The organism is Bartonella sp. AC10YNML (genome assembly GCF_042196825.1).
In the GTDB taxonomy this organism is placed as follows: domain Bacteria; phylum Pseudomonadota; class Alphaproteobacteria; order Rhizobiales; family Rhizobiaceae; genus Bartonella.
In genome coordinates this window covers 118,521-131,659 of record NZ_JBHIRA010000005.1, presented here as the reverse complement: position 1 = coordinate 131,659, position 13,139 = coordinate 118,521, and the positions used below count along the sequence as shown (strand labels likewise).

8 protein-coding genes and 3 pseudogenes are annotated in these 13,139 nt (G+C 35.7%); 8 read left to right on the top strand and 3 right to left on the bottom strand.

From position 1 onward, the window contains the following. Positions 1 to 84: pseudogene (locus ACFINA_RS04400) on the bottom strand (lytic transglycosylase); the annotation flags it as partial. Positions 85 to 261: 177 nt separating this feature from the next. Between ACFINA_RS04400 and ACFINA_RS04395 the strand changes: the two are divergent. The 8 genes and pseudogenes from ACFINA_RS04395 (at position 262) to ACFINA_RS04360 (ending at position 11,442) form a co-directional block, all read left to right on the top strand. Next, entirely contained in the window at positions 262 to 1,428 is a 1,167-nt protein-coding gene (locus ACFINA_RS04395) for a tyrosine-type recombinase/integrase (protein WP_375615140.1), read from the top strand. 207 nt (positions 1,429 to 1,635) lie between these two features. After that, positions 1,636 to 1,836: a helix-turn-helix transcriptional regulator gene (locus ACFINA_RS04390; protein WP_375608484.1), complete on the top strand. Its 201-nt coding sequence runs from the start codon at positions 1,636 to 1,638 to the stop codon at positions 1,834 to 1,836. Positions 1,837 to 2,523: 687 nt separating this feature from the next. Further along, complete coding sequence (locus tag ACFINA_RS04385) at positions 2,524 to 2,829, top strand: hypothetical protein (protein ID WP_375615139.1); 306 nt, start codon at positions 2,524 to 2,526, stop codon at positions 2,827 to 2,829. Between the two features lie 70 nt (positions 2,830 to 2,899). Then, positions 2,900 to 3,355 carry a hypothetical protein gene (locus ACFINA_RS04380; RefSeq protein ID WP_375615138.1) on the top strand — a complete coding sequence of 152 codons (456 nt, stop codon included), beginning with the start codon at positions 2,900 to 2,902 and terminating at the stop codon, positions 3,353 to 3,355. Between the two features lie 237 nt (positions 3,356 to 3,592). Further along, positions 3,593 to 3,991 carry a hypothetical protein gene (locus ACFINA_RS04375; protein WP_375615137.1) on the top strand — a complete coding sequence of 133 codons (399 nt, stop codon included), beginning with the start codon at positions 3,593 to 3,595 and terminating at the stop codon, positions 3,989 to 3,991. 1 nt (position 3,992) lies between these two features. Then, positions 3,993 to 4,496, top strand: a complete 504-nt coding sequence (locus ACFINA_RS04370; protein WP_375607526.1) for a hypothetical protein — start codon at positions 3,993 to 3,995, stop codon at positions 4,494 to 4,496. A gap of 954 nt (positions 4,497 to 5,450) precedes the next feature. Continuing rightward, positions 5,451 to 5,969 (top strand): annotated as a pseudogene (locus tag ACFINA_RS04365) (DUF3987 domain-containing protein); the annotation flags it as partial. Positions 5,970 to 6,474: 505 nt separating this feature from the next. Continuing rightward, positions 6,475 to 11,442 (top strand): DEAD/DEAH box helicase, encoded by a 4,968-nt coding sequence (locus ACFINA_RS04360; protein ID WP_375615142.1) that lies wholly within the window; start codon positions 6,475 to 6,477, stop codon positions 11,440 to 11,442. A gap of 1,465 nt (positions 11,443 to 12,907) precedes the next feature. Here ACFINA_RS04360 and ACFINA_RS04355 read toward each other — a convergent pair. Both ACFINA_RS04355 and ACFINA_RS04350 read right to left on the bottom strand, forming a co-directional pair. Continuing rightward, positions 12,908 to 13,033 (bottom strand): hypothetical protein, encoded by a 126-nt coding sequence (locus ACFINA_RS04355; protein ID WP_375607432.1) that lies wholly within the window; start codon positions 13,031 to 13,033, stop codon positions 12,908 to 12,910. 18 nt (positions 13,034 to 13,051) lie between these two features. Further along, positions 13,052 to 13,129, bottom strand: a pseudogene (locus ACFINA_RS04350) (Killer protein); the annotation flags it as partial. Positions 13,130 to 13,139 lie beyond the last annotated feature (10 nt).

Here is a 13,139-nt window from a genome sequence, read left to right as displayed (position 1 = left end):
CATAGCGTTGTTTCCACCATTCAAGCCAACCGCATTGCTCCCAACAATTTGCGCCGCATTGGCATGGGGATTTTGAAAAAGGCGGTCAAGGCGTTGATTTATAATGATAATTCACTGTTTTGTATATTGAATGAGAGTCTCGAATAACCTAAGATTCTCTCATTTCAAACCTGCTTATCTTTAATCAATCAAAACCACTCATTTGCACATCACAAGCGGGATGAATGTGTGGATCAAATTTGTATAAGAAAGGAGTAAAAAATGGCTCTTATGAACCGTCTTAATGCAAGATCTGTCGCAACATTGGGGGCTGGCAAATATAATGATGGTGCTGGCTTGTTACTTCATAAGCGTAAAGATGGAGGTGCTCAATGGATTTTACGGTATACCCTTCACGGACGTCATCGTGAAATGGGATTGGGAGCGTTGCGAGATGTCTCTTTAAAACAAGCCCGTGAATTGGCAAACCAATGGCGTTCTGTTTTGCACGAAGGTCGTGATCCTATTAAAAAACGTGAGAAACAAAAGCGTGAAGCAATAAGCAATCTCCATTATTTAAAAGACATTGCCGTGGATGCTTTTGAAAGTCGTAAAGCTGAATTAAAAGGGGATGGCAAAGATGGAATTTGTTTTACACCTTTACGCCTTCATATTCTCCCCAAATTAGGCTGTCTGCCGGTTTCTGAGATTACACAAACAGAGATACGCAACACGCTTGCCCCTATTTGGCATACAAAAGCTGGAACAGCAGAGAAAGCACTCATTCGCCTTAATATATGTCTCAAACATGCGGCTACCTTAGGATTGGATGTTGATTTACAAGCAGCAGAAAAAGCACGCGCTCTTTTAGGCAAACAACGTTATAAAAAACAAAATATACCTGCCATGGATTGGAGAGATGTGCCGGCTTTTTATAAAACACTTTGTCAAAAAACAACCCTAACACAACTGGCTTTGCGGTTGCTTATTCTGACAGGCGTTCGCACACATCCTTTACGTTATATTCATAAAGATCAAGTTGATGGCGATATCTGGACCATACCTGCTGAAGGTATGAAAGGTAGACGTGATGCTACAACAGAATTTCGTGTGCCTCTATCATCTGAAGCATTAGACATTTTAAAACAAGCACGATTGCTTTCTCGTAATGATTTTTTCTTTTCTGCAACCGGTCGGGGGGCTCTTGCGCAGAAGTGTATGGCTCAATATATGAGAGATAATAAACTTGATGCCTGCCCGCATGGTTTTCGCTCTAGTTTACGCGATTGGCTTGCTGAAACAACCGATGCCCCCTATGAGGTTGCTGAAACCATTTTAGGGCATGTGGTCGGTGGTAAAGTAGAGCGTGCCTATCGTCGTACTGACTATCTAGAACAGCGCCGTGTCTATATGGATAAATGGGCGGCTTATGTCACTGGTCAATCTTAAGATATGGGGTAATTTACCCCATGATCTGTGGATAACTTTCTCTCTCTTCTCTCTCATTCTTTCTCAATAAGACTCATAAATTATTACATCACAAATTATATGATAAAATATTGTTTTTTATAGACTAAATACCTTTCCAATGATTCAAAAATATGGTTAATAAATGCTTATGATTTGTTTCCATTTTTATAGTGAAAGGATTTTAGAATGACAGAAAATGATATTCTTTTAACAGACCGTGAAAGTGCAAAATGGCTTCATATGAGTGTCTCAACTTTCCGCCGTCATGTTACCAATGGCTCTCTCCCAAAACCTTTAAAATTTGGTTTTTTATCCCGTTGGTTACAATCGGATCTTTTGAATGTCATCGAGCAAGCAAAACAGCAACGTCAAAGTGACGCGGCATAAAAAAACCTTGTCACATAAGGACGGACAAGGCTTTTCATTTTCACACCTTATATGAATAGCACAATCCGTCCTATGACGCAATGTTATAGGATTTAAAATGATGTGTTCTTTTAAGAATGCGTAGGGCATTACACGTGCTGTGCCGGGGGGTATGGGCGTTTAAAATGGCCCGTTGTCTTGCTCATGATGATAGGTTGTTATCCCTTAATAAATTGGCGTACTTTATAAATTATGCTCACTAACATCTTTAAGAATTTCTAAAACATCAAGAGAAAATCGGTTATACAAAAAACTCAGGTGTCAATAACAATCCCCTGCTCTGTTCTTTCGATTAAAGCACTAAGCTTTCCTTCTATTTATAGTTTATATTCAATATGGAATGAAGAAAAAGCATTTTTGTTAGCATATTCTAACAAACCAAGTTTTTGATTTTCTGTATCTTGTCATCAGGAGAAACTCGTAAATATGCGTAAAATTGTGTCACGTTCAATAAAGACCATCAATTAAGTGTATAAGTATCAGAAAAAACGATAAGTTTCTTTGATACAAAAAATCAAAATGATCAAAAATAAAAACAGATATCTTATTTTCATTTCCAAACAACAAATTGAAAAATTCATAGGAAATTTGATTGATCAGATTTAACCATTTTAATATTTCAAGACAGATTACAGAAAGGGATTTCCTATGCAAAAGAAATTACCCAAAAGTTATATGACGGATGCTGAACGTGAGGAGTTACGAGCAGGCGGGTTAGATCAAAACTGCATTTATACTGCTGAATCAGAAGCAGCAGACCGTGCTAACGATAGCAAAGCGGCGTGGGAATGGTTAGCAATGACTGAACCTCCAGCACATACACTTCTGTTTCTTAAAAAGCGGCATGGAGCACAATATATTCGTGATATGGAATTTTCTACTAAAGATGCTGATAAAGAATATGGTCCCGATTGGTTAGATAAAGATGTTATCATAGGAGGTCATCATTTCTAAAGAATTTGAGGAGTTAGAACGTATTTTTGTTCGCGAAAATAACTATGTAAAAAGTCTTGATGAAGCATTGATGACCGAGAAACTACATGATGTGCGCAATGATTTGTGTAGTTATCTTCGTAACATTGAGAAAGGCGGTGGTTTGTCATTACTTATTGATACGGAGCGTAGTCTTGTAGAAAACGATCTGCTAAGATATGCCAATAGTAAGGCTATGATTAGTAGTCTTAAAAAAGCTTTAATGGAAATAGATATTATTAAGAAGCACATAATCCTTGTTAGTAATCCTGCGCAATATAAGACAGTAAATGAAGTTCATAGTTTACCCAAAAATCGTAAAGGCGGATTGCCTTACGATGAAGCACGTCAAGCAATAGCATCCCATTATGCAAGGTTAGGAAACTTAGATAAATCTCGTTTAACGTCAATTGAAAAATCAATTATTGATGTGCGTAAAGAAAATATGACGATTATGCGCAAGCTCTACGAAAAGATGAAAGCCAAAGCTATTGGTATAGATTTCTAACTCAATAAAATACTTATAACAAAGCTTTTTACATTAGTTTATTCACACATCTTTAAAAGTAATGGTTAAATGAAAATCTCTCGTTTATATAGCTTTTTTGAAGGGAAAAACTGTCAAATGAGATATCCCTGCTGGTTTCTTTTTCCATTCAATCAAAAAAACTTCATTTCTCATTTTCTTAGTTCTGTTTATATTCTTCATAGGAATATTAAAAGTATCCGACAGGGAGAACCCGTGATGATTACTAACATTCTGACATTTATTGTCCTGTTTGTTAATTATTTCGCTGGATGGTCTACACTTTTACTGAACTACCCCACAGTTTTTTGCTATCTGTCACTTGCTCTGGTTTCATTGATTAGCTTGCTGGTAAAGAAACCCTTTACCATTTTTTATGCCAGTGCTAGTGTTTCTGAAGAAAAACGCAAACATATCCTATTTTATCTCATCAATAAATATATTACATGTATTTGGGTAATCATCTTTTTTGCCAATGGTCTTCTAGTGGCTTTTTTTACATGGACCCCCCAGATTTGGTTAATCACTATGGGTTTAATTTGTGCTGGTATTCTTTTTTCTAAATATCTTCCTAACATCATGCAATATTTTTATCGCATCAAACATCATGGAGCATAATATGTCATTGTTTAACATTCTGACCGGAACCCCTTTATGGGCTTGGATTTTGCTTATTTTTCTCATCGCGAGGGGAATAATCGCATTGAAAGATAGGGAAACGAAGGTTTACCGCCTTTTTCTCTTGCCGTTAGTCTTTCTTTTTTTGGGCGCAAGCGATGTGATTAACCAGCTGGCCTTCCCGCGCTGGGGAGCAGTCTCAATGTTGGCAGGGCTGATGATCGGCTTTGGCGTTGGATGGTTGCTCTGGCGTGCTACTGCGCGTTTAAAAATCAAAGAGGGAACGGATTTCATTATTCTGCCTGGTACGCCGTTGACGCTGACATTTATTCTTATCGCTTTTGTCATCAAATTCACATTGATTGTTTTTCTCAAGGTTGTACCTGATTTGAAATATGCATTTGATTTTAACCTTCTTTTTGGTCTTTTAAGTGGGTTTACTGGTGGTGTGTTGTGGGGCGGCACATTAAATTTATATATAGCATTTCGAAAGAATCCAAATTAATCCCTATACCATTAGCTGTGGGTGCTTCCCATTAGAACTATCTCAATAGAAGCTTATTCCTAACAACAACGCTGCATACAAATGCAGCGTTGCCTCGTAGTTTCAGATTTTTTTATCCCAGCGCGTGAATAGGAGAGGGAAGTGATATATCTGACTATGCCCCCTTGGGGGAAGAGCGAGCCTAAAGGTTTAGAATGCTATGAGTTTTGAGTTAGCTGGACTTTGAGCAGATGGTTTATCGCTCATGGAAAATCATTTTGTTTTACGATTCAAAAAGAGGATAGTGATGGTCTCATTGGCGTAGGTGGGCAAGAAAACTGTTAGCTTGGCAATGCATCAACAATTTGTAGAACTATGTTGTGTAACCCCTACGCAAAGCCGTTGCTATGATGGCATGATGCTTTTGTCAAGCATTATGATATGGGGAGGAACCGGTGTTTAAGGGTGCAACTGCGGTCACTATACGATCCAGTAGCATTACGTTTTTACGTTTGAGTATTTAGGAGCGGTAGACTCTATACAGGCTATGCGTGCAATATGTGAAGCACGCTTGTGGGAATCAGTGTGCCATTATTGCGTTGTGCATGCAACCCTCTAGCTAGTACTTCATTGGTAAGGTTGTTTTTTGAAGCTGATTAATTATCTGTGTGTTTTTTAAGAGAACGTTAGCACTGATGTATCGCGTGCCGTACCAAGAAATCTTCCAAAAAAAAATTATTAAAAATACTAAAAATATATGTGCAAGATGAACAAATGCTTGCTGAGGATATTGTATCAACGACTGTAGCTGCTTAAGGGCACATAATCTTGGGGGGCATAATGTTGTACAAAAAATCATGAAGTCCAAAAAACTCGTAAAGGTGCATTGCACTTCTCCTTTGAGAATTTGGCATCTCCTCTTAGCTTAATACGTTCTCATTATGATATAAACCCCTTGATTCTTCTGAACACCCGCTTGTCATGCGTTTTTCTGCTGATGCTCAAGAGATCTTTCGTAAGTGGATGCAAAAGATTTTTAAAAAAGCTAAAGAGAATAACCTTTCTGAAAGCTTACAAGCGCATCTTTTAAAAATGCCAAAGACCATAGCAAGCCTTGCGTTGATTTTTGAATTAACCGAAGGGGGGCGTTTTGAAATCAATAAAGATGCCCTTCAAACAGCCTTGCGATGGGAAAAATATTTGTTCAGTCATGTCAAAAGGCTTTATGCGGCGGCGGATAACTTAGCAACAGAGGGGGCAAAATTGATTGTCGAACGTTGTGATTGTTTACCCGATGTTTTTACTTTACGTGATATTCATCAAAGAAGTTGGATCGGTTTAACAGATAATAGAGCTGTTAAGAAAGCTTTAGAGCTCTTATGTCGCTCCAATCATATTCGTCAAATAGCAAGCGAAAATAGCTCTCAAGGCGGTCGACCTACCATACGTTATGAATGGCACCCTTTCGTTAAAAACAACAGCATCAAACAATGAAGTCATTGTAATCTTTTGTTATCCTTAAAACCTTCAAAGATCTTATCGTACCAACAAAGAGTTTACGAATTATCTTTGAGGTTTTTTGTTTTATCATTTTTTAAAGAAGAAACATGCTCCTTTTACCTTGTATAAAAGATATCCAAAATACAATCTCTATAGGTTTTGACGGGGTTTTGACGGTTTTTACACCTTCAAAACCTATAAGGAAAATGATTCATAAAATTTATCAAAGTACTCATTCTGATATTTTAAAGTACATAGTACATTTATCTTGATTAACCCGTGAAATGAATAGCAGATTTTACTACTTTGCTGGTCTTATTCCATGTCATGGGCTGTTGATAAACAAGCTTTAAAACCCCTTTTGAAAAAAATATCCGCTTTTTTTAGCAGCTTTTTCCCATTTTTATCGTTATTTACTTTAAATGTATTTAATTGAATTCGTTTTGATTCTTTTGATGATTATTAATCATATTATATGAAAACGAAGCCCTGTTGTAATATGCATCACTTTAATAAGTATGATAATGAACATGTCACTTTACGCTCTCTGTTGGAATATTATCGTCAACAAGCTAAATCACTCCGTGAATTAGGAACATTGTTTGAAAACCTTGTCATAGCTTATTTGACGAAAGACCCTCTCCATTATGGACGCTACGAAAAGGTAGAAACCTATTATGAATGGGCGCAAGAGCATGAAGGTTGGAATAAAAATGATATCGGTATTGATCTAGTTGCTAAGCTTCGTCATCAAGAGGGTTATGTCGCTATTCAATGTAAGTGTTATAAAGCAGACCATCAGATCAGTAAAAAGGATATTGATAGCTTTATCGCTGCCTCTGGAAAAGACATCTTTAAATATCGTCTTCTCGTTGATAGTACGGAAGTGGAATTAAGTGACAATGTGAATGCCATGATTAAAGGACAAGCGATACCCGTTTATCGCATTGACCTTCGTCATATGGAAAACAGTCGGATAGATTGGCAAATATTTGCAACAAAACAAGAAGTTTTTCTTAAATCAATCAAAGAGCCTCGTCCCCATCAAGAAGAAGCCATCAAGAAAGTCTGTGAAGGTTTACAAGAAGCAGACCGTAGCAAACTCATTATGGCATGTGGAACGGGGAAGACTTTCACAAGTCTTAAGATAGCAGAAACCCTTGCTGGGAAAGGCAAGCGTGTGTTGTTTCTGGTTCCTTCTCTGGCTTTAGTCTCACAAACAATCCGTGAATGGACAGCCGATGCACAAATCCCGTTGCGTTCCTTTGCGGTTTGTTCTGATACAAAAGTAGGCAAGCGTCATAAAAACCAAGAGGATATTGTTGGTATGGAAACATCAGATCTTGTTCTCCCTGCTACCACGGATGCAAAAGCCCTTGCTAAAGAAGCGCGTGAAAATCTAGCAGATGCAATGACGGTAGTCTTTTCAACTTACCATTCTATCCAAGTGATTTCGGATGCACAAAAGGATCATGGATTACCCAAATTTGATTTGATCATCTGTGATGAAGCACACCGTACTACTGGGGCTTTATTGGGAAGTGAAGACAATGAATCCGAATTTATCAAGGTTCACGATAACAGCATCATTCAAAGCAAAAAACGCCTCTACATGACAGCAACCCCAAAGATCTTTAGTGACAAGCTAAAAAGGAATGCTTTCTTATCCAATAACGTTTTAGTGTCCATGGATAATGAAAAACTCTATGGCAAACAACTTTACACTTACAACTTTTCACGTGCTTTAGAGGATAAGCTGTTAGCACCTTGTAAAGTTATCATATTAGTTGTCAATGAAAAAGAAGTAAGCCAATCCATTCAACATCTTATTACCGATAAGAATTATGAACTTATTCTTGACGATAGGACCAAGATTAATGGCTGTTATAGAGCCCTTACCAAAATGGATCTGAAACTTGATCTTAAAGATGACCCCAAACCCATGCGTAGAGCTTTAGCTTTTTGCAAAGATATTGAGACTTCTAAACGCATATGCAAGAGATTCAAAAAAGAAAAAGTGCAAGAATCTTTGCGCGCTCTTCATAAGAACTATAAAGATACTCCTCCTCTTAACTGTACCCTTGCACATATTGATGGAACCTTTAGTGCTAAAGAGCGTACAAAACAACTTGATTGGTTAAAGGAAGATGCGGGGGAAAATACGTGTCGTGTTCTCACCAATGTAAGATGTCTTTCTGAAGGTGTGGATGTTCCTGCTCTTGATGCTGTTCTATTTTTACACCCGCGCAAAAGTCAAATTGAGATTATTCAAGCAATAGGACGTGTAATGCGTCGAGCAGAGGGTAAAAAAAGAGGCTATATCATTCTACCCGTTGGGATACCCGCTGATATTCCGCCGGAAATAGCCTTAGAAAACAACCAAAAGTATAATGTCATCTGGCAAGTTCTCAATGCTTTACGTGCCCATGATGATAACTTTAATAAAATAATTCACCATATGCACAAAAAACAAGACGTAAGCGATGCTCTTGAAATTGTTGCTGCTTCTCAAGAACTTGCGTTAGAAGATACGACCACGGTTATTGATGATTTACCTATACGCTCAAAATTAGAGTATTCAGGACTTAATATTGGGTTAGCAACTTACGAATCTTCTCACACATGTGAAGAACAAGGAGAACTCCCCCTTTTTTCTAAATGTAAAGATGTCATTAGAACTGCTATTGTTAATAGATTTTACGATCCTAGCTATTGGAAAAAATGGGCAATAAATGTTGGTGATCTTGCTCAAACTCATATCACACGCTTAACTGAAGTTTTAACAAAATCAGAAACTGAAACACGGCAGGTGTTTAATGATTTTATGACCGAATTACGTAACAATTTAAACACAACCCTCTCCGAAGAAAATGCGATTGAAATGCTTGCGCAACATCTTGTGACGCGTCCAGTCTTTAATGCTTTATTTGAGGGGCATCAGTTTGTTCAAGAAAATCCCGTATCTTGCGCTTTACAACGTGTACTCAATGCCCTTGATAAAGTTACTCCTAAAGAAGAATCTCAAGATCTCAAAAATATTTCTAAGAGTGTACAGTTTTACACGCGTGGAATTACCACTCTTGAAGCACAACAAAGTTTAATTGTAGAGCTTTATAATGAATTTTTCCGTTACGCTTTTCCGCGTACAGTAGAAAAATTAGGAATTGTTTATACCCCCATTGAAGTTGTTGATTTTATCATTCATTCTGTTGATGATATTTTACGCAATGAATTTGGAACAAGCTTGGGATCCCGTGGTGTGTCTATTCTTGACCCTTTCACGGGAACGGGTACCTTTATCACAAGGCTTTTACAATCAAAACTGATCAAACCAGAGGATATGGAATATAAATACCGTTACGATATCCATGCTAATGAGATTGTCTTACTTGCCTATTACATAGCAGCGATTAACATTGAATCGACGTATCATAGTCTTATGAAAGGAGATTACATTCCCTTTAAGCATATTGGTTTGGCTGATACGTTTCAGACACTTAAAGAAAAAAACTTGATAGACGGTATACTCAAAGAAAACAGTGAATATTTAGAACATCAAAAGAATCTAAATATCAAAGTTATCTTTGGCAATCCTCCTTATTCGGTAGGACAAAAAAATGAGAATGATAATGCAAAAAATACACCCTATCCGATATTAAATGACCGCATTCGTGAGACTTATATAGCTCAATCGAAAGCAACTAGTACGCAAAAGTTATATGATAGTTATATTCGTGCCATTCGCTGGGCTAGTGACCGTATTGGTAATGCTGGAGTAATCGGCTTTGTTTCTGGTTCTAATTATGTAGAAAAGCCAACAATGGATGGTTTACGAAAATCTTTAGCCAAAGAGTTTACGAGTATTTATGTGCTTAATTTACGGGGGGATATCCGCAAAAATATATTAAGCAATGGAGCTTCTCAAGAAGGAGAGAATATTTTTGGTAGTGGTAGTATGACTGGTATTGCGGTAACGCTATTTATCAAAAATCCCAATGTTTCTGGAGAGTGTAAAATTTACTATCATGATATTGGTAATAATCTTTCTACCGAAAAAAAACTTGGAATGATTCAAGACTTTGGTAGTGTTGGTGGTATTACACGTGAACAAGGCTGGCAAATAATTACACCAGATAAGCATGATGATTGGATTCATCAACGTGATGACAGTTTTGAAACGTTTCTCGCCTTAGATGATAAAAAAGGGCATAATAAAAAACTATTTGAAGCTTCTTCATGTGGTATAAAAACCAATCGTGACGCTTGGACATACAACTCTAGCCGTGATGCTTTATCAAAAAATATGAGTAATATGGTAGCCTTTTATAATAGTGAGGTAAAACGTTTTAATGCTGCTTATGGACATGCTGACCGTAAAACACGTACCAATATTGTAGACAATTTTGTAAATTCAGATGCTAAAAAAATCAGTTGGAGTCGCGCTCTTAAACAAGAATTGGTAAAAAGAAAGACTTTCAACTTCGAAGAAGCATGTTTCACGCAAAGTTTATATCGCCCTTTTATACAACAATGGCTTTATTATAATCGCATTTTCAATGAATTGGTTTTACAGATGCCTCGTATATTCCCAATGGGAAAAGCGATTGAAAATCAAGTAATACAAATTACAGGTACGGCAACTCAAACAGTTTTTTCTACTTTAATGACTAAGGCTTTACCTAATTTTCATGCAGTGCATACTGGTCAATGCTTTCCACGTTATATTTACGAAAATACTGAATCTTTAAAAAATAAAAGTGAGAAACAATCCCATTTATTTACAGAAGCAAACACAACATCTGGTTTACAGAGACGTGATTCCATTACTGATGAAGGATTAGCACATTTTAAAGCGGCTTATCCTAATGAAAAAATCACTAAAGATGATTTGTTTTATTACGTTTACGGTTTACTTCATTCGGAAGATTACCGCGCCCGTTATGCTCATAATTTATGCAAAGAACTGCCTCGTATCCCTTGCGTAAAGAGTGCTGATGATTTTTGGAAATTTGTGACAGCAGGGCGTGAACTGGGGCATTTGCACGTGAATTATGAAGATGTAGAGCCTTATCCAGTCACATTTAAAAAGGGTAATCCAAAACAGACTGAGATCTCTAATCCCGAAGAATTTTACTACGTTACAGAAATGAAATTTTCTGGGAATAGTAAGGAAAAGGATAAATCAACTGTTTTTTATAACAGCAATATCACAATAACAGATATCCCTCTTGAAGCTTATGAGTATATCGTCAACGGTAAACCCGCTCTTGAATGGGTTATGGGGCGTCAGTGTGTTAAGACTGATAAAAAGAGTGGTATTGTCAATGATGCCAATCGCTATGCTGTTGAAACCGTTGGTAACCCTGCCTACCCATTGGAGTTGTTTCAAAGGGTTATTACCGTAAGTTTAGAAACCATGAAAATCGTGAAAAAACTACCAAATTTGGTATTAAGAGAAACTGAATAACTTATAAAGCATGCTCACATAATGGATATGATAAACGCATAAGGGGTATAAGGTCTTATACCTATAGGTTCTATATCCCTTTATACTCTATACCCCCTTTATACATTGTTTACATACAATCTTTAAAAGGATAATTTATCATGCGTTATTCTAAAAAGAAAAAACTTGCACTTTTAGATACTCTTATTTGGATTGTCTTTAAGACTTTTAAGAAATCCACTCTTAAAGTGAATTAGATTTTTTTACATTGCCTTTAAGAGGTTATACCGTAATCTAAAATGATAATTTTATCCTTTTCAAAAGCTTTGTTTAAAAAGAGTTATGTATATTCATTTTCTTATATTACTTATAGGTTTTGTAGGTTCTTAAAACCCCCAAAACCCCTACAAAACCCCTTTTTATATATATTATAGATTGTATTTAATATAGGTTGTTTCTTTAAAACATTAACGCATTGAAATATAATGATTTTTATTTTGGATTAAAAAATAAAATAATACGTACAAAAAGCACCCCCAAAACTCATAACCTAATGATCTTGATAGCATTTCTTATGAGTTACAAACCATCTTTTGAAAGGCTTTAAAGGATCACATGATTTTCATAAAGCACGTTGTAATCATTCTATAAATCATAAGGTTATCATTCAAAAGAACTGATAAAATTCATAAAAAGGATTTTGATAACGTAATCAGTTTTTAATTTCATATGCTTTTCATAAGACACGTTTTAATGACTCATTAAAATGATCACTTTTGTCAGTTCAATTTACTGACACATAACTGACAAGTTTTAATCAATTCACATCATTGGCTATCTTTAAAGATTGTACTCTTGATATAAGTTATGTTTTAAAGATATTAACATATTGAAATATATTGATTTTAATTTTTTACCATTCAAAAAAAATAATGGAGGGTCTAAAAAGAACTGACAAAACTGACATCACTGACAAAAGCCTATTAAAAGGAATTTTACTGATCTCTATAATGATCAATCTCTCTTTAGATGTTTTCATAACAGTCTATAAATTACAATTATCCTACTTATCGTTTCTCTTATGAAAATGAAAAATGATGCCATGGCTATAAAGCATATAACAGCTATAGAAAATGCGTAAAAACAGCAGCTTCAAATAACTAAACTGTAAATGAACGCATTGATTATAAAGAGAGCACCTATAAGAGGCTATTAAATTTTAAATGTATTATAAACAAAATTCACAAAAAAATTTAAATTCATTTAGTAAAAAAACTGATAGGTTATAAAGATAAAAATACTCATTATGAGAGCCTTTTTAAATATTATAAATGTATAGATTCAAAAAACAGTGCAATCGTTTCTAAATCCCATAATATAGCTTTAAACGCATATAAATATAAAAGAAGCAATTCATAAGCATAAGATATTATCAATACACAACGTATTTAAAAAATACAAAAAAATATCAAAAAAAGATAAAATATTATTTGACAATAAATACGTATTTTTTTATATGAAGACGGTACGCTAATTTTTGTATTGTTATCCCCATTTCTTCTAAAAAAGCTACTTTTAGAACTTCACTAGAATGGGCGGGGTTATGCGTCATTTGTTTTCATTCCTTTCATCAATGGTAATCTTGATAATCAACAAGCTCCACATCTGTTCCGATAAAGCGAAAAATAACACGCCAATTTCCATTCATCTTAAAAAGT

Coding starts and splice junctions, on each gene's coding strand:
- ACFINA_RS04390 (WP_375608484.1), top strand. CDS start 1,636: ATGACAGAAAATGATATTCTTTTAACAGACCGTGAAAGTGCAAAATGG.
- ACFINA_RS04375 (WP_375615137.1), top strand. CDS start 3,593: ATGATTACTAACATTCTGACATTTATTGTCCTGTTTGTTAATTATTTC.
- ACFINA_RS04385 (WP_375615139.1), top strand. CDS start 2,524: ATGCAAAAGAAATTACCCAAAAGTTATATGACGGATGCTGAACGTGAG.
- ACFINA_RS04360 (WP_375615142.1), top strand. CDS start 6,475: ATGCATCACTTTAATAAGTATGATAATGAACATGTCACTTTACGCTCT.
- ACFINA_RS04355 (WP_375607432.1), bottom strand. CDS start 13,033: ATGACGCATAACCCCGCCCATTCTAGTGAAGTTCTAAAAGTAGCTTTT.
- ACFINA_RS04395 (WP_375615140.1), top strand. CDS start 262: ATGGCTCTTATGAACCGTCTTAATGCAAGATCTGTCGCAACATTGGGG.
- ACFINA_RS04380 (WP_375615138.1), top strand. CDS start 2,900: ATGACCGAGAAACTACATGATGTGCGCAATGATTTGTGTAGTTATCTT.
- ACFINA_RS04370 (WP_375607526.1), top strand. CDS start 3,993: ATGTCATTGTTTAACATTCTGACCGGAACCCCTTTATGGGCTTGGATT.